Source organism: Enterococcus sp. DIV1682a, from assembly GCF_051711005.1.
GTDB classification, from domain to species: Bacteria; Bacillota; Bacilli; order Lactobacillales; family Enterococcaceae; genus Enterococcus_B; species Enterococcus_B hirae.
Genome location: NZ_JBIOLT010000001.1, coordinates 573,267 through 600,242 on the forward strand (window position 1 = coordinate 573,267; position 26,976 = coordinate 600,242).

The 26,976-nt window shown below is 35.5% G+C and carries 21 protein-coding genes and 1 pseudogene; 19 read left to right on the forward strand and 3 right to left on the reverse strand.

Annotation, left to right across the window (positions count from 1 at the left end):
- Positions 1-22 precede the first annotated feature (22 nt).
- Entirely contained in the window at positions 23-1,747 is a 1,725-nt protein-coding gene (locus IGJ23_RS02580) for a DUF6119 family protein (protein WP_207432902.1), read from the forward strand.
- 545 nt (positions 1,748-2,292) lie between these two features.
- On the opposite strand, the gene IGJ23_RS02585 is transcribed toward IGJ23_RS02580, so the two are convergent.
- Entirely contained in the window at positions 2,293-2,982 is a 690-nt protein-coding gene (locus tag IGJ23_RS02585; protein ID WP_242697195.1) for a hypothetical protein, read from the reverse strand.
- Positions 2,983-3,390: 408 nt separating this feature from the next.
- Positions 3,391-4,086, reverse strand: a complete 696-nt coding sequence (locus IGJ23_RS02590) for a hypothetical protein (RefSeq protein WP_010719970.1) — start codon at positions 4,084-4,086, stop codon at positions 3,391-3,393.
- 522 nt (positions 4,087-4,608) lie between these two features.
- Here IGJ23_RS02590 and arsC point away from each other — a divergent pair.
- The 15 genes and pseudogenes from arsC (at position 4,609) to IGJ23_RS02665 (ending at position 21,460) form a co-directional block, all read left to right on the forward strand.
- Positions 4,609-5,019, forward strand: a complete 411-nt coding sequence (gene arsC, locus IGJ23_RS02595; protein ID WP_207414639.1) for an arsenate reductase (thioredoxin) — start codon at positions 4,609-4,611, stop codon at positions 5,017-5,019.
- A gap of 447 nt (positions 5,020-5,466) precedes the next feature.
- Complete coding sequence (locus tag IGJ23_RS02600) at positions 5,467-6,531, forward strand: ComEC/Rec2 family competence protein (protein ID WP_176581668.1); 1,065 nt, start codon at positions 5,467-5,469, stop codon at positions 6,529-6,531.
- Between the two features lie 20 nt (positions 6,532-6,551).
- On the forward strand, positions 6,552-7,823 hold the full coding sequence (locus tag IGJ23_RS02605) for an ABC-three component system protein (RefSeq protein WP_242697196.1): 1,272 nt from the start codon (positions 6,552-6,554) through the stop codon (positions 7,821-7,823).
- A gap of 15 nt (positions 7,824-7,838) precedes the next feature.
- On the forward strand, positions 7,839-8,429 hold the full coding sequence (locus tag IGJ23_RS02610) for an ABC-three component system middle component 1 (protein WP_438774582.1): 591 nt from the start codon (positions 7,839-7,841) through the stop codon (positions 8,427-8,429).
- Positions 8,419-11,532, forward strand: coding sequence for an AAA family ATPase (locus tag IGJ23_RS02615; protein WP_438774583.1), 3,114 nt, complete (start codon positions 8,419-8,421; stop codon positions 11,530-11,532). The genes IGJ23_RS02610 and IGJ23_RS02615 overlap by 11 nt, the downstream gene beginning before the upstream one ends.
- A 300-nt stretch (positions 11,533-11,832) precedes the next feature.
- Positions 11,833-12,066 (forward strand): annotated as a pseudogene (locus tag IGJ23_RS02620) (transposase); the annotation flags it as partial.
- Between the two features lie 254 nt (positions 12,067-12,320).
- Complete coding sequence (locus IGJ23_RS02625; protein ID WP_010719963.1) at positions 12,321-13,052, forward strand: GntR family transcriptional regulator; 732 nt, start codon at positions 12,321-12,323, stop codon at positions 13,050-13,052.
- Positions 13,053-13,064: 12 nt separating this feature from the next.
- The gene (agaS, locus tag IGJ23_RS02630; protein WP_438774584.1) at positions 13,065-14,237 is read left to right on the forward strand and encodes an SIS domain-containing protein; all 1,173 of its coding nucleotides are present in this window, start codon (positions 13,065-13,067) and stop codon (positions 14,235-14,237) included.
- A 22-nt stretch (positions 14,238-14,259) separates the two neighbouring features.
- Complete coding sequence (lacD, locus tag IGJ23_RS02635) at positions 14,260-15,267, forward strand: tagatose-bisphosphate aldolase (RefSeq protein WP_240273525.1); 1,008 nt, start codon at positions 14,260-14,262, stop codon at positions 15,265-15,267.
- 11 nt (positions 15,268-15,278) lie between these two features.
- Positions 15,279-16,217, forward strand: coding sequence for a hexose kinase (locus tag IGJ23_RS02640; protein ID WP_438774585.1), 939 nt, complete (start codon positions 15,279-15,281; stop codon positions 16,215-16,217).
- Positions 16,218-17,051: 834 nt separating this feature from the next.
- Positions 17,052-18,830: a glycoside hydrolase family 35 protein gene (locus tag IGJ23_RS02645; protein ID WP_438774586.1), complete on the forward strand. Its 1,779-nt coding sequence runs from the start codon at positions 17,052-17,054 to the stop codon at positions 18,828-18,830.
- Positions 18,831-18,833: 3 nt separating this feature from the next.
- A complete protein-coding gene (locus IGJ23_RS02650; protein ID WP_010719958.1) occupies positions 18,834-19,313 on the forward strand; it encodes a PTS system mannose/fructose/N-acetylgalactosamine-transporter subunit IIB in 480 nt (159 codons plus the stop codon).
- A 12-nt stretch (positions 19,314-19,325) separates the two neighbouring features.
- Entirely contained in the window at positions 19,326-20,222 is an 897-nt protein-coding gene (locus IGJ23_RS02655) for a PTS mannose/fructose/sorbose/N-acetylgalactosamine transporter subunit IIC (RefSeq protein ID WP_010719957.1), read from the forward strand.
- The gene (locus IGJ23_RS02660) at positions 20,209-21,018 is read left to right on the forward strand and encodes a PTS system mannose/fructose/sorbose family transporter subunit IID (RefSeq protein ID WP_010719956.1); all 810 of its coding nucleotides are present in this window, start codon (positions 20,209-20,211) and stop codon (positions 21,016-21,018) included. The genes IGJ23_RS02655 and IGJ23_RS02660 overlap by 14 nt, the downstream gene beginning before the upstream one ends.
- Positions 21,019-21,055: 37 nt before the next feature.
- Complete coding sequence (locus tag IGJ23_RS02665) at positions 21,056-21,460, forward strand: PTS sugar transporter subunit IIA (protein ID WP_010719955.1); 405 nt, start codon at positions 21,056-21,058, stop codon at positions 21,458-21,460.
- 472 nt (positions 21,461-21,932) lie between these two features.
- On the opposite strand, the gene IGJ23_RS02670 is transcribed toward IGJ23_RS02665, so the two are convergent.
- On the reverse strand, positions 21,933-22,868 hold the full coding sequence (locus tag IGJ23_RS02670; RefSeq protein ID WP_438774587.1) for a response regulator transcription factor: 936 nt from the start codon (positions 22,866-22,868) through the stop codon (positions 21,933-21,935).
- A 270-nt stretch (positions 22,869-23,138) separates the two neighbouring features.
- On the opposite strand from IGJ23_RS02670, the gene ptcA reads away from it, so the two are divergent.
- The 3 genes from ptcA to aguA all read left to right on the forward strand — a co-directional run bounded on the left by ptcA (position 23,139) and on the right by aguA (position 26,864).
- Positions 23,139-24,158, forward strand: a complete 1,020-nt coding sequence (ptcA, locus tag IGJ23_RS02675) for a putrescine carbamoyltransferase (protein ID WP_438774588.1) — start codon at positions 23,139-23,141, stop codon at positions 24,156-24,158.
- A gap of 236 nt (positions 24,159-24,394) precedes the next feature.
- Positions 24,395-25,813: an APC family permease gene (locus IGJ23_RS02680; protein WP_096708399.1), complete on the forward strand. Its 1,419-nt coding sequence runs from the start codon at positions 24,395-24,397 to the stop codon at positions 25,811-25,813.
- Positions 25,767-26,864, forward strand: a complete 1,098-nt coding sequence (gene aguA, locus IGJ23_RS02685) for an agmatine deiminase (protein ID WP_010738362.1) — start codon at positions 25,767-25,769, stop codon at positions 26,862-26,864. The genes IGJ23_RS02680 and aguA overlap by 47 nt, the downstream gene beginning before the upstream one ends.
- The last annotated feature ends 112 nt before the right edge of the window (positions 26,865-26,976 follow it).

Consider the following 26,976-nt stretch of genomic DNA (forward strand, 5'->3'; position numbering starts at 1 on the left):
AGTGATGTAAGGAAATGAAAAAATGAAGCTTATACTATCTAAATGTAGAACAAATAATTTTTCTGAGGTTTCTAGGATACTTAATGAAAATGGTTATATACAAATAGGAAAAAGTAGAACTGAGCCAAAAAATAATTTAGAATTGTTTTTCTTTTTTGAGAGTCATGAAAAGAAACAGATAGAATGGCTTTCTGAATTATTACGTTTCTTTAATGTTGGTGAAGCAGACTATAAAGAGCATAATATTATAGATGATACTTTATACCAATATAATGCAGTTATTATACTAAAAACTCCGAATAACTTGTATGCACATTCGTTAAGTCAAGGATTTAGAGTTCTTGAAAAGTTTATTGACGAAGAATTTGGCTTGAAGTTTGCTGAAAAGACCATCAAAAATGAGCATATTACTTTAAAAAATGTGAGTTATATTCAAAAAAATAAAATGAAAGGTATCACTAATTATAAGAAAGATCAAGGAGAATTTCCTAAAGCAAGTGAAAGCTATGCTTATATAAGTGGAAAACCAGATTTTAGTTTTTATGGAAATTCTATTGACTGTGGAACTGGTGTATCTTTTCCGAAAAATTTTGATATAAATAGTAAAGAAGGATTTGATCAATTATCTGAATTATTAAAAAATGTAGATAAAGCTTTAACTTTAAAAGAAAATAAATCGATTTTACCTAGAAAGAAAAGGATTGCGAAAAGTTCTCAATTATCAGGATCATTGGATGAAGAAGTTATAGAAAGAATAGTAAATGATGTCAATGAAATTGGTATAGCTTTGGACGTGAGTAAAATACACTTAGTAAATAATTCGATTAATATATATTCGGAGAATAACCATTTAGAGATATATGTTAGTAACCATTTGAAAGAAACGAAAGAAGAGCTAGAACCTTACGACAGTTCTATACTGGAATACATTCGTAAATACAATGAAAAAATAACTTCTTTAACAGATCTGAAAATTAGAGTGACTAATCATGAACATCATGTAATTGAAAATCGTTTATTAAAAGAATGGATTTATTGTGAATTAGAATATAATAATATGTTATATACTTTGGATTCAGGATTTTGGGGATACTTTAACGATAAATTTTCAGAGTTATTAAAAAAACAATTAGAAGAGATAAATAGAGTTATTGAGTATAATGAGGAGTTTAATATATACTATTCTTCTGGTGAAGGAAGGCTAAAAGGAGAAGGTGGGTATATTGAAAAACTAAGTGAGAATAAAAATTATATAAAGTTACATCAAAGAAACATTAATTACAACGGAGTTCCAATAGAAATAGCAGATGTATACAAAAAGGATACCAAGGAGTTAATAGCAATCAAAAGAGGAATGGATACATCAAATAGTATGTATAGCTTTGAGCAATCTATATTATCACTTCAATTATTAAGAAATATTACTGAGTTTAATGTAGAAGAAGAGTTATTAAAATATAATGATAGAAAAGCATCTACAGATGAAGATAAAGGTAAATTTCCTCATATTCAGAAAAAAAATATTGAGAAAATTTTAAATTCTAGGATTTCCTCAGTGTTGTGGTTACAAAGTACAAAAAAATATGTAAAGATGACAGAAGAAAAGAAATTTGACTTCAATCAAATAGGTTCAATTCTATTAAAATTAAAGATTGTTGATTGGTATAGTTCAATATTAGAAAATAATTTCACACCAAAAATTTATATGGGGAAAGACCTTCAAGTTAATAAAAAAGATCAATTTTAGTAGACTTTTACATTAAGTATTGTTCCTAATAACATATCTAAAATGACCAGATTTTGATCATTTTAATTTGATAACCATTAACTCGTTAAACTACTATATGGACTCTTAATTACTTGATTTGATGGTTAATGAGACTGATTGAGAAGGTATTTTTAATGTGGAATAATCTGCAAAAATTAAAATTTTTTAGCTAGAAATATCTAATGGCAGGTTTTACTTGCTTTTTTTACTCTTTATTTAAAAAATATGAATGATACAAAATCAAATCTGGATCAAAAAGGACCATCATTCTAGCTCAGTTCTTATTTGAATTTTGTTAAATTTTTATCTATTAATTTTAGCATTTTTTAGTTGAAATCATTTATAGAGCATATTGGCCTCTCAGTTGGTTAGGTTTTGGTGATTTAATCATACTAGAGAACGATATGTTTTTTTATAGCAAAAATGAAAATGGGGCTGAAGAATCAATTTTGATTTTTCAGTCCCATAAATTATAGAGCCGTCAATGTTTTGGCCCAGTCTCTTTTGGTTTATTTGCTTATAAATTAATATTTAATAACATTTACAAGTTTTAATGGAGTTCTTTCATCCCAATCAAGGATGGCTTGGTTTTTAATAGTTAAATAATTTCCACCGATATTTTCAATGCTAGGTAAATAATATATGTATTCATTCATTTCACTTTTGGCTTTCATTGAAACTAAAAAGCCTCTTGGATCATTGTTTCTGCTCCAGCTCTCTACAGCTGGACGAGCAAGTTCAAAGTAATCTGCATATCCGCCAGTTTTCCATTTGCTTAATGCAACCTGAACAGTTCCATCAGAGAGATTGACCATATTTACAATTTTAGTTCCTTTTGTATCAGAGTAGACTACTTTTTTCAGTGGTGTGATTTCAGTTGAGCTGTTTCGTTGATAAAGGCTACCATCTTTATAAGAGTAAGAAGCACTTGTTGGCGTATAATAGGTTCTAAGCATTCCGTTATGGACAATCGACAAGATAAATCCACTACGAGAAAGTCTGCTCCAAGAGTCTGATTGACCAGGTGTGATATTGAAGTAGTCGGTGTTACCCGTTCCTGTAGAATTTGCACTAACTGAAACCTGAATACTTGAAAAGTCCGTACAATCGTTTGTTACAGTGACGTCAGCGTGTGCTGCTTTGGTCGGGATTAAAAAGATGGCTAAAGCGACCATTCCTATTAATAAACTGACCAGTGATGATTTTTTTTTCATGATATTCCTCCTGTTAATATAATATAGTCGTAAACGTTTTCGCTTACAATTTAAGTCTAAAGGATGCAGACTATTTTTCAATGATTCTAATTTACTATTTTATTAATTTTTTTTATTTTAGAGTCAAGTATAGTGGAATTTTCTTTGGGATATCGATCAGTTCTTGAATATCGGAGGAGCTGGCTGAAATTTAGCAAGAGGTTGGAAAAAGTACTGTAAGATGAGTGAATAAGCGGATAGCCTTTATAAACGTTTTTTATACTTTATACGACGGTATTTCTATTGTGTGAAGCTTAACTTCAAAAACACTGGTTATTTATTTTTGTACTTAATGAAAAAGCCTAGGGCATCTTTTCTCCCTAGGCTCATCATTAGTTATTATTTGATCGCTTTAATGGTTCTTCATGCTTAGTAGTCAATCACATTAACTACTTTTAATTTCTGTGTTTCATCCCAATCATAGATAGCATCTTTTCTGATTGTCAGAAAATTTTTGTAGCCTAGGTATTGTATGCTAGGTAAATAATATATGTATTCTTTTGAGAATCCGCTATTATATAGGACTGAAACTAAAAAGCCTCTTGGATCATCATTTCTGCTCCAAGTTTCACTATCAAGGTGGTTTAGCGTAAAGTAGTCTGTCGATCCGCCACTTTTCCATTTACTTAACGATACTGTTGTAAGACTTGTGGAAAGATTAATCATGTTAACGTTCATACTTCGCGTAACAAGCGAATTTGTTTCAACTTTTAACGGAGTGATTTCTGTTGTGCTACCTTGGGAATAAAGTTTTCCATCTTTAAAAGAGTAGGCGGCGTTAGTTGGAGTATAGTAGGTCCTAAGTTGTTCTAAATAAACAATGGCTAAAATATGGCCTCTAGGATCATTTCTGCGCCAAGATTCTGTTTGTCCAACTGTTACTTTGTAGTAGTCTGACGAGACATCTTTTCCATTATCTGCGTTAATGGAAGCTGTAAATGAATGTGACGGATCTGTACAATCGTTTGTTACGGTGACATCAGCATGTGTTTTGGTTAGTGGTAAGAAAAACATTAAAGCAATGAAACCAAACAATAGGCTGACCAATGGTAATTTTTTTTTCATGGTATTCCTCCCTTTAATATAATTTATGTAAACGATCTTCGCTTACAATTTAAGTTTAAAGGAACAAGTTTAGGTTTCAATGTGTCCAATCAATCAATTTATTTCATTTTTTTAGTATAAAACCAAATGTAGTGAAATTATGGGTGGGGTGCTAATAGCTACGGTTATTCTAGCTTCTTTCAATAGAATAAGGTTCGTCAAACTGCCGTTTAAAACAAAGCGTTCATTTAGCATTCGTTAGTAAAAAATTCTTTTAGGAAATGATTCATGACATCGAGTATGATGAATTTTCTTCAATTTTAGACGATCCATGGATAATGACATTTATTAATTGTCAGGTAAAAAGAAGATCAGAACTGATGGCCAAAACATACCAAACTGATAATTGATGACGTAACTTTTCAATCATTTCACTCTTTTTTGATGCTTTCCTACAAAAATTCCTGTATGCTTGCTTTTAGTTAGAGAATAAAATAATGACCGAGCTATATCGAATGCTCATATCCAGGAGGAGAAATAAAAATGAAAAAAATTTATTTTTTATGTACGGGAAATTCTTGTCGTAGCCAAATGGCAGAAGGGTATGCACGTCAATTATTATCTGCCTCGGATGTGGAAATTAAAAGCGCAGGTATTGAAACTCATGGACTGAATCCACGAGCGGTTCAGGTAATGGCTGAGGATGGAATTGATATTTCAAACCAAACGTCTGATTTGATCGATCAGGATTATTTTACACAAGCAGACTTGATTATTACGCTTTGTGGAGATGCAAAAGATAAATGTCCGACGATTCCTGTAGGTGTTCAGCACATTCATTGGGATTTAACAGACCCCGCACAAGCAGTTGGAACCGAAGCAGAAATAGCATCAGCTTTTAGAAAAACAAGAGATAGAATTAAAGCACAGGTAATTGAACTCAAGAACCAGTGAGAGTCAGTATTTTTCGAAAATTGAGTGATCATTTGAGCTTCATTTGTCTGTATAGTGCTAAATTTTAACAGTCAAGAATTGAAGTCAGCAAGCCTTAAAATGGTCTTGCTGGCTTTTTTTTGCTTGCGATATTTTTGTCGCCTTCTCAATTATTTGGCGAGTTATGAATCAAGCAATTATTTCTGGTTATGAGAATGATTGGCGTTTAAAAATCAAAATTTATTTACAATAACAATGTTATGGGGAGTAAGATAAGAAAGAAAAGAGTGTATTTCGCGCAATTAACTAATGGACTGAAAGCTCTTATTGTCAGCTAAATTCCAGCGCCAATAACAAATGAATAGAAGTTTATTGTGTGTGATTTTGGTTAGTAAAGAATAACAAGATCAGCGAAAAGAAAGCAGAAGAAGGAGGAGGTTGCAGGGACAGGACTGCAATGAAAGAGAAATGATTACAGTGAAAGCTTTACCTGCTTATGATGGCGATTGTTTGATTGTTCAGTATGGAGAAGAAGATCAACGGACGAATCTGTTTGTCGATGGAGGTCAAGGACAACAAGTTGTTAGGCAGTTGAAAGAGGAAATTGCAACAATTAGCCAGAAAGGCGAGTGCATTGACTTACTGATTTTGACACATATTGATGCCGATCATATTCGGGGATTTTTGAGTTTGTTTTCTCAGTCGAGTTTTGACAAGTCATGTATTAAACGAGTGTTTTTTAATTCTAGAAAGCTGTTATCGCAAAAGTTTGATACAAAGGTTGTTTATGATGATCAACTGGAGATCGTTCAAGAAAAGGCAGAGATTAGTTTTAAACAAGGGGAGTCTTTCGATCGGTATTTGGAGGATTTGAAGATTGAAAAGATGACAGTTATTGACAATTCTTGTCAGCCCAAATTACTCAATGGAGCAAAAATGACGATTTTGACACCTGATGAAGCAAGTCTAAGGAAATTATATACAGATTGGGAAAAGGCAATTCAAAAAGAAACCAGGGATCAACTGATCAGCGGTCGAAATGTCAATCATCAGGGAAGCGTAGAAGAACTGATCAAAAAAGCTTTCCAAGAAGATCGCGCTGTCGCAAATGGGAGCAGTATTAGCTTTATATTGGAGTATGAAGGCAAACGACTGTTGATGCTAGCAGATGCTCATCCAAGTACTGTCACTGCGAAGTTAAAAGAACTATATGGGGAAAAAGAGCTGCATTTTGACTTGGTAAAAGTGGCTCATCATGGGAGTAAAGCGAATACTAGTGACGATTTATTAAAACAGATTGAATGTGAAAATTATTTGATTAGTTCAAATAAGGGGAATCGTCATGGTTTTCCGCACAAAGAAGCCTTATCAAGGATTGTTTACCACAACTACACAAAAAAACGACCAACGAATTTTTATTTTAATTATTCTGATGCGAGTGAGGGGTTATTTACAAATGAAGAAATAAAAAAATACGGGATTCAATTGATCAAGAAAAAAATGAATGAGAGGGTACTAACGATTGACATATGAATGATTTTGAAGAGTTATCAGTGAATATTAGAGGAACCAATACTTATGGTTCAGGTTTATTGTATCAGCAGGATTGTGAAACGGGTTTTGTGATCACCGCAAAACATTGTGTGGTTGGGGAAACAATTAATGACTTCAAACTATTTGATTATACCCAATCTGAACTAGAAATCTTAGAACCACCAAGATGCTCAGATAGTCTAGATTTAGCGATTATCAAAGTGAAGGTAAAAAAAGGTTATCCTGAACTGCTTATAATGGAACCAGAAAATAAGCAAGAAATCGTATTTTATGGTTATCCAGAGTGTATGAAAGAAGACGGTGGAACTCCTTATCGAGGAAAGGCAACTCAAATCAGTAAGCCAGATATTTTTAAATTGGTACTGGACAATGAAATAGGATCGTCTAACAACACGGAGTATGAGAACATACGAGGTTGCTCAGGATCAGGAGTGTACGTCGAAAGAGAAGGTAAGTGTTATTTGACTGGGATTATTACGAAACTTCAGTCAGCGGGGCAACAAGGAATTGTTGAAGGGATTCATATCGCACATATTGTTGCTTTCTTTTTAGAAGAGTTTGATATCATGCTGGTACCTCGTTGCTTGAATGATTTTAGTGAATATTTGGCATCTATCATAAATGAATTACGAGAAGTAGGTGGACAAGAAAATAAGCTGATTTTTCTGATTGAAAAATGTTATCGTGAATGTTTTTCCGACATAACGCCTAAATTGATCCATAATCGGTTAAGTGATTACCTGTTTCTTCCTTCTCAGAAAAATGAGGATTATACCAATAAATTCTTGTGGATCGCTTGGCTGGAGATCTTGCTTTACAAGTTATTACAAACAAATATTGCTTTTGAGATCGATGATTGTTTCAAATTACTCACTCAGGAAAAGGAAAGAGCTGGTATCCATGTATTATTTACAAATCATCTAACACTTGACCGTTTCATTGGGAGTTTATTTAGAAGTACACTTTATGACAAGCTCGATAAACAAGATGTTTTGTTTGTAACTAATCAAAGGAGAAAATTTCGGGGTGGGAGTATTGCCAAGCGAGAACAAATTGAGGGAATCGTCGTGAACATCGATCATCCAGAAGTTTATGATCGGTTAACGATTGATAATCCCAATGAAAAAAAATTATTTCCTATTGTTCATATCGATTATATCGAAAATGAAATTGATCAGATTTTACACGACACAAAAGGGTTAACAGCCGTTGAGTTTTCTCAGAGGTTTCCAGAGGAGTTAACTCGTTTGTTTGAAGAAATTGCAAACTAATGGAGGTAGATAACAATGGTAGAGATATTAAAAGAAATCACTACGTATGAAATAATAGAAAAAACGACGGGATTGACCTGTTACACGTACCAACAAGCAAGCAAAAAGTATCGACTCCATTTTTTTTGTTATGTATTTGATAATCAAGATGAGTTATTAGCCAACTATGAAGAAATCAACGATCAGATTGCCTACAGTTTTCAAAGTCAATTAAAAAGGAAGATTGAACGATGGAATATTTATTTTTTTCTTTTTGTCAAAGCCAAAGTAGCGAAGCCAATCAAAGCCAGTATTGAACAAGACAAGTATGCAACCAGAAAGGTGATCGTGGATAATTTTCGAGAATTTGCTACTAATGATGCGCAAAAAGAAGCACAAAAAGAAGCACAAAAAAATAAAATTCAAAAAAGATTATTATTGAATCTGGAACAGACAAAACCAGTAAAGAAACTGGCTAAGGATGAGTGGCAAAATGATGAGAAAATCATCCATTTGTTAGCAGACTTAAAAACGATGGCTAAAAAAGAGAAAAAAGCACGAATACAAGAGTATATAAAACATGAGCTGTCAAATCTTAACGTAAAGGAAGGAACCGATGAGTCTTAAATTGAAAGGGATAAAAATTGATTCGTTTCGAGCATTTGAAAGGCAAAAATATTTTGATTGTGTGAATCCTGTTTTTAATGAAATATCAAATTTGATTGTTTTGTATGCGCCAAATGGAACCGGAAAAACCACTTTTTTTGATGCCATCGAATGGAGCTTGACTGGCAAAATCAGTCGACTGAATGAAAATAAAAATGTCCGTGATATCGCCTCCCAAGAGCGAAAGTATATTTTAAAGAACAAATATTCCTCAGCCGAAGTGGGCAGTGTGGAACTAGCATTTGATGATGGCAGTTTTTATGCATTAACGACGAAAAAGTTAAATGGAAAGCAAACAACGGATTACGTTGAAGGGAATGAGATCAAAAAAACGGTTGATTTAACAGCGAAAGAATTAAAGATTTTACGACAAAAAAATTTATTGACACACAATCAAATCGATGCTTTTTTGCGATCACAGAGTGCCGAAGGAAGATATGATGCTTTAAGTAATTTTTGGGACAAAGAAAATGTATCTGAGGATTATAAAAATCTAGTCTTATTCGTCAATGAAATGAATAAAGCATTAGGACAACAAGAAACTAAAATGAATCAGCTAACAAAAGAGATTGAAAAACTCGAAAGTAATGCAAAAATATGGCAAACAATCAACCAGCTGAAAGAAAATTATGCCAAGTTAAACGGAAAGAATAGTAAAAAAGATCCATTGTTAAAGAATCAATTAGGTTTACAAGAATTGTATATCGAATCGAACAAATTAAAAAGCAATAATCAAATAAAATTGAACCAGTTTGAAGAGGAGCGACAACAGCTAGAAAATTTAATCACAATGACCCAAGAGTATCGACAAATACCGCAGCAGATCGAATGGTCTGAAAAGCAGGTTGCTGATGTCAACGAAAAGTTAGCCCATTTGACAGAAATTGAGACAATCGAAGAAAAAAAGAAAGCACTGTTTGACGAAAAAATAGACTTGAGCAACCATCTCAAGCGTTGTAACTTTCTTATCAATCATGAAGCAGATTTTCAGGCACAAGAAATGGCTGAACAAAACAGTAATAGAGAAATCAATGAATGGATTAATCAACGAAAAAAATGTGAACAAGCATTGATTACTTTACAAAAGGAGCATCAAGAGCAAGAAGTAACATTAAGTGAGTGTCAAAATAAACGAGCGTTGCGGACGAATCAATTAACAGAAATCAAAGAATTAAACAGTTATTCCGATGTTAAAGCGAAAAGACAATTACTTGATCATGAAATCAAACAACAGAAAAAGAAAAAAATAGAGTTGGAAGCCAAGTTAGGTAAGATAAAGCTAACGTTGACAAAATTGTTTTCATTACTAAACTTAGACGATCATCAGTTAAGCCAAAAAGACTATTCAAAAGAACCTGATTATTCATTTTTGTTGGAACAGATAAGCCAACTTGATGACATTTGGCAAGAAAGAAAAAAATTGGAAGTTGATTTAGCACAAAAGAAGAAGGAACGCTCCTCTTTAGAAGTTCTGGGCAGTCAGTTAGAACAGTTGAAAAAATTAGGTTATTCTATCGTAACGGATACGTCTTCGTCTGTCTGTCCATTATGTCTCCATGATCATCAAGAATTTCAACATATCATCCAAAAAATTGAAGCTAGTACGGCAGATCTTTTACCGATTGAGCAACTGACGAAGGAAATCAGCCACTTAGAAGGAATGATCGATGAATCAACTAGGCGGTTAACTGATGTAGTTTCTGGAGTAAAACAACAGATTCAGATACAAATAACGATTAAGGAAACTGAAATCAACCAACTTGACCAAAATCTGTTACAAGTAACCTTAAAATTAAAACAACAAGAAGAAGCGTATTTAACCAATGAGAAACACTGGTACAAGTTAAATGAATACAGCCAAAAATATGGGATTGACTGTGAAAAAATTGCTGAAGAAACCCAGAAAAGAGTAAAGTCACTACAGGAGGAATTGGTAAAATTAACGAATGAGTACCAAAATATCAAAGAAAAAATCAATCAAAATGAACAGCTGAATGTCAAGAATACTCATACGCTCAAAACGATCGAATTACATTATCAACAAGCGAAAAAAAGCTTAAATGATTTAAAAGGAAACGAACAGTATCAATATTATCAGCAAGAACAGGCGTTTTATGAAGCGCTTGGTATTTCTGCTATCTCTGATTTTAAAAGGCAATGTAAACGCGAGTTAGAAAAAATCAATGAACAAGAAACCAAGCTTATTGCTGAAAAAGAACAACGACTAGAACAAGTAAATGGGAAAAGTAAAACAGAATTAGTAGAAGAACAACGAATCCAAGCAGAGCAGATTCGGCAGCTCGTTGTACGGAGGAAATATATCGAAAAGATATCTTATCAACTGTTTGACCAAGTAATCATTGCACCAGAAGAATTGGAAAAAAATAAGCAAAAGTTGACTACAGCTATTTACAAATTAAATGAAAAAAATCAACTGTTGGGTCAACTATCTGGGCTTACCAGTGATTTTATCTCTGAAACAGGTATCGAAGAGAAAAGAAGCGAACAAGCAAAAGTAAAAAAAATCTATGACCACTTAAGTAGCAAAGTACAAGAACTAAAAGAATTAAAAGACAGTAAATTAACCGAGATCAAAAAGCAAATCAAAAGTACATTTAACTTAGATACCGTCAATCAGATTTTTCAAATGATCGAACCTCACCCTGATTTTCGTAAGATTAGTTTTAAAATCAATGAAGCAAATCCCGATAAATTAGGATTGGATATTATGTGCAAACGAACAGAGGATGAAGAGGATGCCCCGATTTTATATCTAAGTTCTGCCCAAGTAAATATATTGTCTTTAAGTATTTTTCTAGGAACCGCTCTAGAGAATACAGACAAAGTGAATACGATTTTCATGGATGATCCAATCCAACACTTAGATAGTCTTAATGAATTATCCTTTATTGATCTATTAAGAATCCTTGCATTTAAGCTAGGAACACAGATCATCTTTTCCACCCATAACCGCCAGTTTTTTGACTTATGTCAGAGAAAATTAGATGCCAATTACCATAATGCCAGTTTTATCGAAATGAATTATACAGAGAATCAGTTGTAACAAATTTAGTTAGTCAGAAAAAGTGAATAAGGGAGCTCTTTGATGAGAGCTGAGGTTAGCTGAAAGATTCAGAGTATAAAACAAAAATTGCCTACAGAAGTTAAAAAAGAGACGGATAGAGAATCAATCCCAACGAATAAGGGATTGATTCTTTTTTTCTAGATTAAATACAGATAGGAAGAATATATAGATTGGATGGAGAGTTGTACTACCTATACGAAAGCAGAAACTTTTTTAGATTCTACACTTTTTGATATTGGCGAAATTCGCCAACATTTTTTTATGATTTAAACGGTATAGAAAAGACATCATTCACTATTTGGGGGTTATTTAACCAGAGAAACCGAAACCTATACGACAACTTTGCGAACATTTAGAAAGTTTCTGACACAGATCCGAAATGCCCTCTGCTACAATTACTCAAATGGACCACTAGGATGTTTAAACAAGCCTATCAAAGTATTTAAACGAAATTTTTATCATTTCAAACGGCGAATTTTGATTCGTCACGGTAAAACTTTTTTAAGCAAATAAAGATACTCAGATTAGTAGGTTTTTATTTCCTATTTTTTTCAACTGGTATCAGATTTCAGCACTTATGACTGTTATTTTCGCTAGGAACAATTTCTTAAAAATGGATAGTTTTATTATTTCAATAAAATAATCATTGCTAAATCAACGATTTAAGACGGTTGTAGAATTTTTTTCAGATTGTTTGTTGACAAAAATAAAAAAACCATCTTACCATTAGTTTGTGGTTATAACCAGTTTAAAAGAAGGAGAAACCTATGGGAAATTCTTTTAAAAACAAAGCTTTGTATCATCAGTTGGTAGATTTACTTAAAAATCAGATGGAAAGTAACATGATACCCCATGATAAATTACCCTCTGAACGAGAATTAACTGCTCAATACGGAGTTAGTCGGACAACGGTTCGATTAGCTTTGAAAGAGTTGGAAAATACAGGTTATATTTATCGGAGACATGGAAAAGGAACATTTGTATCCGATATCAAAAAGAACGTAGCAGATTTAGCAGGAACTTATAGCTTTACTGAACAAATGAAAAGTTTAGGTAGAACTGCTGAGACGCGGATCTTAGCTTTTGAAAAAATTGAAGCGGACAAATTTATTGCAAAACAATTGAATCTTTCATTAGGAGAAGTAGTCTTCAAATTAAGTCGATTGCGGATAGCTGATCGGGAACCGCTTATGATTGAAGATACCTATTTGCCAGTCAAATTTTTCTTATCATTAAATGATCAGCTTTTAAGAAGCAAACCTCTATATGATCTTTTTTCCGAGGATTTTAATCAGACCGTTCGATTGGCAGATGAAGAGCTATATGCAAGTGTTGCCTCAAAGGAAGATGCGAAACAGCTGATAATCTCAGAAGGAGCACCTGTCCTTCATTTAGCACGTCAAACCTATAATATGAAAAATGAAATTATCGAATTTACTTTAAGTGTCGCCCGTGCGGATCAATTTCATTATCAGATCCGCCATATTCGAAATAGTTAGGAGAATCGAAACATGTTTACAGTAGGAAAAGAAAAACTGGATCAGCTGGGTGCTGAGATCACGACTCGCGAAATACGCCAACAGCCGGAACTTTGGGAAGAAACCCTTGATCACTATCAAACAGTTCAAAAGGAATTAGATAATTTTCTTGCAATAGTTAAAGAAAAGGCAAATGGTCAGCGAACACGTGTAATCTTCACTGGTGCAGGAACATCTCAATATGTAGGAGACACGTTAGTTCCTTATTTGCGCAAGAACGGTGATCGCCAAGCATTTAGCTTTGAAAGTATTGGAACGACTGATATTGTCGCAGAACCTGAAGAGTATTTAATTAAAGAAGAACCAACTTTACTTGTATCATTTGCGAGGAGTGGAAACAGTCCTGAAAGCTTGGCAGCAGTTGAAATTGCAAATCAGGTGGTTGATACGATCTATCATTTATCAATTACGTGTGCTGTAGAAGGAAAACTAGCTCAAATTAGTCAATCCGATTCCAATAGTTTTTTATTCTTGATGCCAGCACGTTCCAATGATAGTGGCTTTGCTATGACTGGTAGCTTTTCCTGCATGACTTTAGGAGCTTTGTTGACATTCGATCAAACAGTATTAGTGAAGAAACAACAATACCTGAAGGTTTTAAGTAATTTAGGAAATGAAGTAATTACCCGAGTAAATGAAATTGAAAAAATCGTTCAGCTTGATTTTGAACGCATTGTTTATGTTGGTTCAGGAAGTCTAGCTGGATTAACAAGGGAAGCGCAATTGAAGATTCTGGAATTGACAGCCGGAAAAATTGCTACCATCTTTGATTCATCAATGGGCTTTCGCCATGGTCCAAAGTCGTTTATTAATCAAAAAACAATCATGTTCGGTTTTGTTAATAATAATCCTTACACGCGTGATTACGACTTGGATATCTTAGAAGAAGTGCGTGGAGATGAAATCGCTTCCGGAGTGTTCGCCATTACTCAACCAGGGCAACGGAATTTCACTGGCGATAAATTCGAGTTTACAACTGAGGCCGAATTACTGCCAGATGGCTATTTAGCACTAAGCTATATCATGGTTGCCCAAATAGTCGCTTTGTTATCATCGATTAAAGTGAATAATAAACCAGATACACCGTCACCAACAGGAACAGTTAACCGAGTTGTAAAAGGTGTAACGATTCACAAATATAAGTAAAAATAAACTGGGAGGAAGAACCATGATTACATTAACCAGAGGAAAAAAAGCAGCAATGGATCGTTTATCGACAAAAGATGGTATTATCAGTGCCTTAGCGATTGATCAACGCGGAGCATTAAAAAAAATGATCAAAGCCTTAAATGTAGAATTAAATGATGAACAGATTGAGCGTTTCAAGGAGTTAGTTTCTAGTGAATTAACCCCTTATGCATCTTCTATTTTATTGGACCCAGAATATGGTCTTCCTGCTGCAAGTGCACGACATGAAGATGCTGGTTTGTTGTTGGCCTATGAAAAAACCGGCTATGATGTAACAACACCGGGACGCTTGCCTGATTTATTAGCAGATTGGTCAGTTTTACGATTAAAAGAGCAAGGAGCCGATTCGATTAAGTTTCTACTCTATTATGACGTAGATGAAGATCCGGAAATCAATCATCAGAAGCATGTCTTCGTAGAACGTTTAGGTAGCGAATGTGCCGAAGAAGATTTGCCATTCTATTTAGAATTGCTATCATATGATACCCAAATTTCAGATGTTCATTCACTTGAATATGCCAAAGTAAAACCGCATAAAGTCAATAGCATGATGAAGGAATTTTCGAAACCACAGTACAAAGTAGATGTTTTAAAGGTAGAAGTTCCTGTCAATATGAATTTTGTAGAGGGTTTCAGTACAGATGAAGTAGCGTATACCAAAGAGGAGGCGGCAAAGTACTTCTTTGAACAAAGTCAAGCGACAGATTTGCCTTTTATTTTCTTGAGTGCCGGTGTTTCTACGAAGTTATTCCAACAAACATTGTTTTTTGCTAAAGATTCAGGTTCGACCTTTAATGGTGTGCTTTGTGGTAGAGCTACTTGGAAAAATGGTGTGAAGCCGTTTATCAAATCTGGTGAAGAATCTGCTCGTGCCTGGCTGAAAAGTGAAGGTCGTGAAAATATCGAAAGCTTGAACAACGTTTTGGCACAAACAGCCAGTTCTTGGTATGACAAAGTCCAAGTTGAAAAAGAAGCAGCTGTGAACTAGGAGGAGATCTCGTGATAGTAACTGTAACGATGAACCCGTCAATTGATATTTCCTATCCGCTTGCTTCCTTGAATGTGGATACTGTCAATCGAACAGATCAAGTTAGTAAAACAGCAGGTGGAAAAGGACTTAATGTAACCCGAGTAATCCATGATCTAAAGGGGAATGTACTCGCTACAGGAGTTCTCGGTGGGTATCATGGGGCGTTTATTGCAGATGAATTAAAGCATGCCGGTATTAAGCAGAAATTTACAGAGATCAAAGAAGAAAGCCGGGATTCAATCGCTATTTTGCATGAAGGAAATCAAACTGAGATTTTGGAAGCGGGACCAACAGTTTCCTATGAAGAACAGCAGAATTTCCTAGAAAACTTCAAGGAGCTAATAAAAAAAGCAAAGATTGTCACAATCTCAGGTAGTCTTGCAAAAGGATTGCCATCAAATTTTTACCAAACGTTGGTCCAATTGACAGAAGAGCAGTCTGCAAAGGTTCTTGTCGACACCTCTGGGGAAAGCTTGCATCAGGTTTTAGCTGGCAAACAGAAGCCATTTTTAATCAAACCAAATCTTGAGGAATTATCGACACTACTGAGACATTCATTTTCGATTGATCGATTAGAAGAAGTCCAGGAAGAATTGATTCAACCTATCTTCGCAGGTATTGAATGGATCATTGTTTCTCTAGGAAAAGCTGGAGCTCTCGCAAAACATAAAGATTGTTTTTATCGAGTTACGCTCCCTACGATAAAAGCAGTCAACCCAGTTGGTTCAGGAGATGCTACAGTCGCTGGATTTGCCTACGGCCTATCACAAGAAATGGATGAAATAGAACTTTTGAAGTTTTGTATGGCTACTGGTATGGCTAATGCACAAGAAGGACAAACAGGTCATGTTTCACCGGTGAATATTCAATCGCATATTGAAAAAATAACTGTAAAAAAGATTGAGTGAAAAAATCGATCTAGATATAATCAATGATTTTTTGAGACCAACTCAATTTGGTAGAAGTTCCATTTTTTGTAGGATTCAACGTACTCCAGTAGTTGTTGTGAATCTCTAAGTTTCGTCACTCGGACTTGCAGAACGGTTGTTTCATCGGTAAGAATCTTTAATAATTTCGCAACATTTAAAGGAGTTGGAAATATAATTTTATTTGTTTCCGTAAAATCTTCCTCATTCATGTGGATATTGTAGTCTTGTTTAAAGCGCTGACAGCTGGAATTGTAATAACACAATTCTTGACAATTAGGATCCACATATTGTTCGGGCAAATAAGTTTGCTGATAGATATATGCAGTTTTTTAGTTTTTCGTAAATGTCTGATGCAATCATAAAATGCTAAGGCTGGCAGTTCAAGCTTCTTTAAATAGTGTGGATCATTCCCTCGAGCGATTGATAAAACTTGGACTTGATCATTACTGATAGTGAATAATTCAATGTCAGAAAACTAGACCAGTTTTTCTTTACGTGAAACAAATGAGTCACGACCTTGATGACGAATTATGAATCCATCCTTTATTCATTCAGGGAGCGAATGACTGTAATAGAGCTTACGTTAAAAATTTATATTAATTCTGCTTCTGTATAAAGTTTATTGCCATTTTGGGATGTCTAAATTAATCCTTCAAACAACATCAAAGAATTAAACTTTTCGTTAGAGTCTTTGGTTTTGTATGTATAATTTGATTTTAACACGTTCTGTTATGTTGGATAGGGTTGACTTTCTATTTCAAATTATTTGATATATCAATATATTGAAAACGCTTTTATTTAAGGAGGGAGCTTTTGAACACATTTGAGATTAAAGAAGATTTTTTTCTAAACGGTAAGCCCTTTAAGATACTCTCAGGAGCTATCCACTATTTTAGAGTGGATTCAGCCGATTGGTATCACTCGTTATATAATCTGAAAGCATTGGGATTTAATACAGTTGAAACTTATGTACCATGGAATCTACATGAACCTAAAAAAGGAGATTTCCATTTTGAGGGAATTTTGGACTTAGAACATTTTTTGTCCATTGCTGAGGAATTAGGACTATACGCGATTGTTAGACCATCTCCATATATTTGTGCAGAATGGGAGTTTGGTGGTTTTCCTGCTTGGTTACTTAATGAGGGAACTCGGATCCGAACAAATGAAACCGTTTATTTGAACCATGTGGCGGATTATTATGATGTTTTAATAAAAAAAATCGTGCCGCATCAGCTGACAAATGGTGGAAATATTTTAATGATACAAATTGAGAATGAATACGGTTCTTATGGAGAAGAAAAAGACTATTTACGTTCGATACGTGATTTAATGTTGGACAGAGGAATAACAGTGCCATTTTTCACTTCGGATGGACCATGGCGAGCGACACTCAGAGCAGGCAGCATGATTGATGAAGATATTTTAGTTACTGGAAATTTTGGTTCAAAGGCTGAAGAAAATTTTTCTTCAATGGAAGCTTTCTTCAATGAGCATGGGAAAAAATGGCCTTTAATGTGTATGGAATTTTGGGATGGTTGGTTTAATCGTTGGAAGGAACCGATTGTACAACGTGATGCAAAAGAATTAGCTGAGGCAATCAAAGAGGTCGTGCTGAGAGGAAGTATTAACCTGTATATGTTCCATGGAGGAACAAATTTTGGATTTATGAATGGTTGCTCAGCTAGAGGAGTGATTGATTTGCCACAGATTACTTCTTATGATTACGGAGCACCCTTAGACGAGCAAGGAAATCCAACCGAAAAATATTATGCAATCCAGACAATGATTCATGAAACGTTCCCTGATATCCAACAAATGGAACCTTTGACAAAAAACACAATGGAAATGAAAGATATTCCATTAATTGATAAAGTCAGTTTATTTTCAACATTAGATACAATTAGTCAATCAGTAAAAATGAAATATCCAGAAACGATGGAAATGTTAGGACAAAATACAGGTTATATTCTGTATCGCACCTCAATAAAAAAAGATGCAGAACATGAAAGACTGAGAGTAATCGATGGAAGAGACCGTAGCCAACTATTTTTAAATCAAAAACTGCAAGCTACACAATATCAGACAGAAATTGGTGAAGATATCATTGTTCCAATGCCTCAGGAAGACAATCAATTAGATATTCTAATTGAAAATATGGGGCGTGTTAATTATGGTCATAAATTATTAGCCGATACACAAAAAAAGGGAATTCGTACAGGGGTCATGGCTGATCTACATTTTATCACTGATTGGAATCAGTATTGTTTACCACTAGAGTCATGTGAGAAGGTTGATTTTTCAAAGGAATGGCATCCTAACCAGCCAAGTTTTTATCGCTATGAAGTAACACTTGATGAAGTGGAGGATAGCTTCATTGATCTATCAAAATTTGGGAAAGGTGTCGTATTTGTTAATCAGACCAATATTGGACGTTTTTGGGAAGTTGGGCCAACACTTTCGCTATATATTCCGAAAAGCTTATTTAAAAAAGGAAACAATGAAATAGTGATTTTTGAAACAGAAGGAACTTTCCAACCAGAGATCCAATTAGTAAAAGCACCACTATATAAAGAAATGAAAGAAGGATAAACAATGAGTATTATCGGAGTAAGAATTGATGGACGTTTAATTCATGGACAAGTAGCCAACTTATGGACAACCAAGTTGAACATCACACGGATTATGGTTGTAGATGATGAAGTTGCAAAAAATGATATTGAAAAAAGTGGATTAAAGCTGGCAACTCCACCAGGAGTTAAATTAAGTGTATTACCGATTGAAAAAGCTGCTAATAATATTTTAGCAGGAAAATATGATTCTCAACGATTATTGATTATTGCTCGGGAGCCGGATCGTTTATTGAAGTTGGTAGAATTAGGAGTCCCAATTGAAGAAATTAATGTTGGGAATATGTCACAGACGAATGAAACACGGTCCATTACTAAATCAATCAATGTGGTTGATCAAGATGTAGAAGTATTTAACAAATTACAGGCTAAAGGTGTTCGCTTAGTAGCGCAGATGGTTCCAAGTGATAAAGCAGAAAATTTTATGGCTTTATTAGCGAAATAGGAGGATAAATAAATGGATATCTTATGGTGGCAGATCTTATTATTAACATTATACGCAGGGTATCAAATTTTAGATGAGTTACAAATTTATTCATCACTGAGTGCACCCGTTTTTGCCGGATTATTTGCTGGTCTAGTGATGGGGGATCTAAAAGCAGGACTTATTATTGGTGGTAGTATGCAATTGACTGTACTTGGTGTTGGTACCTTTGGGGGTGCATCAAAAATTGATGCCAACTCTGGAACGATTTTAGCGACAGCTTTCTCAGTAGCGCTAGGAATGAACCCAGAGCAAGCAATTGCCGTAATTGCGGTACCAGTAGCTAGCTTGATGATTCAATTAGATATATTAGCCCGTTTTGCGAATACGTATTTTGCGCATCGCATTGATAAATTAGTTGAAGATATGAACTATAAAGGGATCGAACGTAATTTCTTAATGGGAGCCCTCTCTTGGTCACTTTCTCGTATGATTCCCGTTTTTCTAGCATTAGCATTTGGAGGAGGACTAGTAGAACAAGTGGTAGCCGTGCTAAATGGTGATTTGAAGTGGTTAGGCGATGGATTATCAGTAGCTGGAGCAGTTTTACCAGCTGTCGGTTTTGCTATTCTACTACGTTACTTGCCAGTTAAAAAGCATTTCCCTTACCTAATTTTAGGATTTACATTAACGGCATTACTAGGAACCGTCTTTACTAACATGCAGGTTTTAGGAACGGGTGTTGCAGGAGTTGTGAAGAATTTCGAAGGAATATTTAATTCACTTCCAATGTTAGCAATTGCACTAGTTGGATTTTCTTTAGCAGCCATCAGTTACAAAAATGGACAGCTGATACCACATTCGCCAGCCCCTAAAGATGTTACATCGAATGATTCAGATGAAGGAGAGATTGAAGATGACGAAATCTAATTATAAGTTAACGAAGGAAGACTTTAAGCAGATCAATCGCAGAAGCTTGTTTACTTTCCAATTAGGCTGGAACTATGAACGGATGCAAGGATCAGGCTATCTTTATACAATTCTGCCGCAATTACGCAAGCTTTATGGTGATAATTCTCCTGAATTAAAAGAAATGATGAAAACTCATACACAATTCTTTAATACATCAAACTTCTTCAATACTATCGTTACCGGGATTGACTTGGCTATTGAGGAAAAGGAAGGTATTGATGGTAAAGACACTGTCTCAGGTTTAAAAGCTGGGTTGATGGGGCCTTTTGCAGCAATTGGTGATTCGATTTTCGCAGCGTTAATTCCAACAATTTTTGGAGCCTTAGCAGCCAATATGGCAATTAATGGCAACCCAACTGGAATTTTTATTTGGATTATCGCACAAATCGCTGTTATGATTTTCCGTTGGAAACAATTAGAATTTGCTTATCGTGAAGGAATCTCTTTAGTTACCACGATGCAACATCGCTTAACTGCCTTGACAGATGCTGCAACTTTGTTAGGGGTCTTCATGGTTGGAGCGTTGGTCGCTACCATGATTAATGTAAAATTGTCTTGGGCACCAAGTATTGGTGATGTGACGTTAAACATGCAAAACAACCTGGATATGATTTTACCACGATTATTACCAGCCGGTATCGTTGCAGCAATTTATTGGATGCTTGGCAAAAAGAATATGACTTCTACTAAGGCAATTTTCATAGTATTAGTGGTTTGTGTAGCATTATCAGCTTTAGGCGTGATTTCAAAATAAGTCAGGCTGATTCCAATTAGTGATGAGGAGTGGTTCAATGGGAAAACAATTAGTTTTAATTAGTCATGGACTTTTCTGTGAAGAATTGAAAAAAAGTACAGAAATGATAATGGGGCCTCAGGAAAGTATTCACACAGTAAGCCTTCTTCCTTCTGAATCAGCGGAAGATTTTCGTGAAAAGTTTGAAACAGTAATTGCCAATTTAGATGATTTCGTGGTATTAGCAGATTTAATGGGTGGCACTCCGTGTAATGTAGTTTCAAAAATAATTCTCGAGGGTCAAGTAATTGACTTATACGCAGGCATGAACATGCCAATGGTCATTGACTTCATTAACAGTCAATTAATTGGAACAGAACTTTCATTAATCGAATCTGCTACAAGTAACATTTGTTATGTGAATGGACGGATTTTCAGTGATGACGATGATGAAGATGAGTAAGATAAAATATATGAGTGATGAAGCCAAAGAAATATTTCTCTGATCAGACTATAGATAAAAGACATTTCAAACTTGTAATTTGAGTTTGGAATGTCTTTCTATCTAGTTTTGTTCGAAATTTTGGACAAAAAAGAGACCCTTTGTCAAATGATGTTGGTAAAGAGAAATTCTAGAATGATTGGTGAAAGATTGAGAAAAAAGTATTCAGTATCAAGTAATAAGAAGGAATTTCCGAAATTTGACAAGAAACATAAATACTTTTTTTTGGTGTTGATTATTATCTACTTGGTGTGTCTCAAATTTTTTATAAATTTCAGCGAATTTTTGAAGATGCCGCTTTTGTCTCATTCTCCATTTTTTTATTTTATGATTAACCTCATAAAAAAGTGGGACATTAATTAGATTTTTTCTGATTAATGTCCCAGACTCGGCTACAGACTGAGAACTTGGAAGGGATACTTCCAGGACTTTTTTAAACGGTTGACTCAATGGCTTCTTTATACTTTTCAAAAAGTGGGATAATTTGCGTGCGCTTTTTTATGTCAAGTTTAATAAAAATATTGTGGACATGAGTTTTAACCGTTCCTAATGAGAGAAAGAGCTGGTCAGCAATTTCCTGATTGGTTCGATGTGACAGTAGCAATATAAAAATTTCCGTTTCTCGTTGAGTAAACTGGTGATTCTGACAAAAGTCTTGAATCAAGAGAGAGGTGTCTTGCTTTTGTGTTTTTTCTTTCTGAGGTTGATATTTTTTGATAAAGAAGTGCAGTAATAAAACACATATAACAATCGAAAAAATATCCTCTGAGACACTACGATTATAAATTTTTGTCACTAAGGAGCTATATTGATCGACATTGAAAATCACGAAACTATCTTCAATAATGATCAAAATACTAAAGAAGAGATTGATGAACATCAATTGCTTTAAATAGTGTTTGTTCAGCAAAGGTACATCCTTTTTTGTTCCTCGCCAACAATAAGTTCCTAGGTAAAACAGGAAGAGTTGATTGCCCAGATAATAGAGCCAGACTTTAAAGGCTGAATTATCCATCAATGGGATGGTAATCATCCAAACAGCCAAAGCAAGCAGTAAAGCATAATGGAGAGGGGAAAGTTTTTCTTTTTGTAGTTCGGCAAGAATAGAAATGGAAAAAAAGGCGTTTCCCATAAAAATAATCGTTTTAACTGCTGGCGCACTCATAAATGCTTGATCATAACTTTGTGCAAAGGAATTGAGGAACTCCGTCATATAAATAATCGTGTTATCAAAAATGAAGAATGCCAAATACAAACTGATCCAGAGAAATAAGTTGTTTTTTTCTTTTAAATAAGCATAAATAGCAAAAGTCATCGTGATTGAATATAGAATGATCAATAGAATGTTGTAAACAAAAATAGCGATCATATTGAATCCCCTTTCATTTTTTCCTTACCTTAAATTTCTTATTTTAATTATAACACCGATTTTTTTATCTTTACTTTTAATTCCTATAAACTTACTTCTAAACTTTTGTAAACCCTTGGAAAATAAATGGTTTATATCCAAAAATAAACCAGCCTGTAGCACGTATAGATCGACAATGATAACGTTTACAACTAATAGCTTATCGTAAACCCTCACTTTTTTTCCTAAAGTGAAGATGCAAAGCAAACAAATTACTTAGGAGGTTTCATTATGGGAAAAAAAGATTTTATTACAACTGAAAATTACACGAAGGAAGAGATCCAACAAATTGTTGACCTGTCATTGAAAATCAAAGTGGCCATCAAGAATGGTTTTTATCCTCCTTTGCTAAAGAACAAAGTGTTAGGGATGATCTTCCAACAGTCTTCTACCAGAACGCGGGTTTCGTTTGAAACAGCAATGACACAATTAGGGGGGCACGCAGAATATCTAGCACCAGGGCAAATTCAATTGGGTGGTCATGAAACGATAGAAGACACGAGCCGAGTTCTTTCTCGTTTAGTTGATATTTTGATGGCTCGTGTGGAACGTCATCATAATGTGTATGACTTAGCAACGAATGCCACGATCCCAGTTATTAACGGTATGTCTGACTTCAACCACCCAACGCAAGAAATTGGCGATCTTTGCACCATGATCGAACATCTTCCAGCAGGCAAAAAAATTGAAGACTGCAAGGTTTCCTTTATTGGAGATGCCACACAAGTCTGTTTCTCTTTAGGATTGATTGCAACAAAAATGGGAATGGAATTCGTTCAATTTGGACCAGAAGGGTTCCAGTTAAACGAAGACCATCGCGCCCGACTAGACGCAATTTGCAAAGATTCTGGCGGCTCCTATACGATATCCGATCAAATCGATGTTATCGAAGGTTCGGATTTTGTTTATACAGATGTCTGGTATGGACTGTATGAAGCTGAACTATCAGAAGAGGAACGCATGCGTATTTTTTATCCTAAATACCAAGTGAATACGGACCTGATGAAACGTGCTGGGGAACAAGCGAAATTTATGCACTGCTTGCCTGCCACTCGTGGGGAAGAAGTCACAGATGAAGTCATGGATGGACCGAACTCGATCTGTTTTGATGAAGCAGAAAATCGGTTGACTTCGATTCGCGGTCTCTTAGTGTACTTGATGCGGGATTATGCGGAAAAAAATCCAATCGATGAGACCAAAAAAGCAGCGGCTAAAAAAGACTTGGAAGCTTTGCTAGGTGAAACATTTTAGACGCAAGAGATGAGGAAAGGAAATAATCTGCGTATCATGACGATGCGTGAGGATTGTCTCTGTTCTAGAGGAGGGGCTAACGATCTGAAAATCGATTCTTTCTAGCAGAAACTTGATCTCACATTAATGCAGCTTTTATGCCGCACCAGGATTCATGTGAGATGAGTCCGCTGGTTGCAAGAATCGTTCAATCGTTGGTCCAACCTTATTCCCTTGTACCGGAAAGGAAGAAAACAATGGGAGAAAAGAAAAAATTTAGTTTGATGAGTGCTATATTATCTGTTATTTGTGTTGTATTTGTGGCAGAAGCGGCTGCACCGGTAGCAGCAATCGGAAATTCACAATTTTTTTGGTGGATCTTTTTATTGATTGCATTCCTTTTGCCCTATGGATTGATCTCGTCAGAGTTAGGAACAACTTATATCGGTGATGGCGGTATCTATGATTGGGTGACACAAGCCTTCGGACATCGCTGGGGATCTCGCGTTTCTTGGTATTACTGGATCAATTATCCACTGTGGTTAGCTTCTCTAGCAGTAGTCTGCCCTGATTTATTGATGACGATCACAGGCAGCGAATTTTCAACAGCTGCTGCTATCGTGATCGAACTGATCTTTATATGGATCATCGTTTGGATCAGTTTTTATCCGGTCAGTGACAGCGTGTGGATTTTGAATGGAGCAGCTGTCATCAAAATGCTGCTGGCAATCTTGATCGGTGGTTTAGGTCTCTATACTGCGTTTACTAAGGGTGTGGCGAATGAGTTTACTCTTTCTTCCATGCTGCCAAGTTTCAATTTAAATAGTTTGTCCTTTATTTCAGTAATCATTTTTAACTTATTAGGATTCGAAGTGATTTGTACATTCGCGAATGATATGGAAAATCCTAAAAAGCAAATCCCTCAATCGATCATTGCCGGTGGACTGGTGATTGCAGCCATTTACATTTTTTCTGCATTCGGGATCGGTGTAGCAATTCCTACGGATCAGATTAGTACAGGCAGTGGATTGATGGATAGTTTTAAGTTATTGACAGGATCAACAGGCGGATGGTTCATTATTTCGATGGCCTTTTTATTCTTACTAACATTGTTTGGCAATATGATTTCTTGGTCGTTAGGGGTTAACAATACTGCTTGTTATGCAGCCGAAAATGACGATATGCCGAAAGTATTTGCCAAACGCAGCAAAAAAAACGGCATGCCTACTGGTGCGGCAATTATGAATGGTATTGTTGCTTCTATCGTTGTCATCATCGCACCAATTTTACCAAATCAAGATTTATTTTGGGCATTTTTCTCGTTGAACCTAGTAATGTTCCTACTATCATATGTACCTGTTTTTCCTGCGTTTTATAAATTGCGCAAAATCGATCCAGAAACACCTCGACCTTTCAAGGTGAGCGGCAGCGACTGGTTCTTGAAGGTATTAGTCGCACTACCGATGATCATGATCGTGATCTCATTGATTTTCACAGCGATTCCTTTGCAGTTTGATGCTGAATCGCTGAGTCAGCAATTACCAATCACGATTGGAGCAATTATATTTGCCCTCGTTGGTGAAATCATTATCTGGATCAAAAAAATCAAAAAAGAAGGAGTGCTGTATCATGGCAAAGCGAATCGAAAAGACCACACCGAAACAAGACGGGTTTAGAATGCCTGGAGAGTTTGAACCACAAGAGAAAGTATGGATGATTTGGCCAGAGCGTCCAGATAACTGGCGTGATGGAGGCAAACCGGCTCAAGAAGCATTTGCCGAAGTCGCAAAAGCGATCAGCAAATTCACACCAATGAATGTGGTCGTGTCGCAACAGCAATATCAAAACTGCCGTCGTCAATTGCCTGCCGACATCACTGTCTATGAAATGTCGAACAACGATGCTTGGATTCGTGACTGTGGTCCTAGCTTTGTCATCAACGACAATGGTGAATTACGAGGCAATGACTGGGGATTCAATGCTTGGGGCGGATTAGTCGATGGCTTGTATTTCCCTTGGGATCAAGACGATTTGATTGCACAAAAGATCTGTGAAATCGAGCACGTGGATTCGTATCGAACGGAGGATTTTATTTTAGAAGGGGGCTCCTTTCATGTTGATGGAGAAGGCACTGTTCTAACGACTGAGATGTGTTTATTGAGTGAAGGTCGGAATCCTCATATGACAAAAGAAGAGATCGAACAAAAATTATGCGACTACTTAAACTGTGAGAAAGTACTTTGGTTAGGTGACGGGATCGATCCGGAAGAAACCAATGGGCATGTGGATGATGTGGCATGTTTTGTTCGTCCCGGAGAAGTGGCTTGTATCTATACTGAAGATCAAAACAGCCCATTTTATGAAGCGGCTCAAGCTGCTTACAAGCGTTTGAATGAAATGACCGATGCCAAAGGTCGCAAATTAAAAGTTCATAAGCTTTGTTGCCCAGTAGAGAATGTCACGATCAATGGAGATTTCAAGATCGATTACGTAGAAGGAACGATGCCACGTGAAGATGGCGACATTTGTATTGCTTCTTATATGAATTTTCTGATCACGAACAACGGTGTGATCGTTCCTCAGTATGGAGATAAAAATGATGAGCTGGCACTTGAGGAAATAGCAGAATTCTTTCCAGATAAAGAAGTCGTAGGCGTAAATACAGTTGAGATCGTATACGGTGGTGGAAATATTCACTGTATCACACAACAACAACCGCAAAGATAGGTGGAGGCTTATCTCAAAAATCGTCATCGCATTGGGTGGAATTTTAGGCGACGCTGCTCATGAACAATTGACCAAATCCCAAAGCAGCAAATTCGATTACTGACCTGATCAA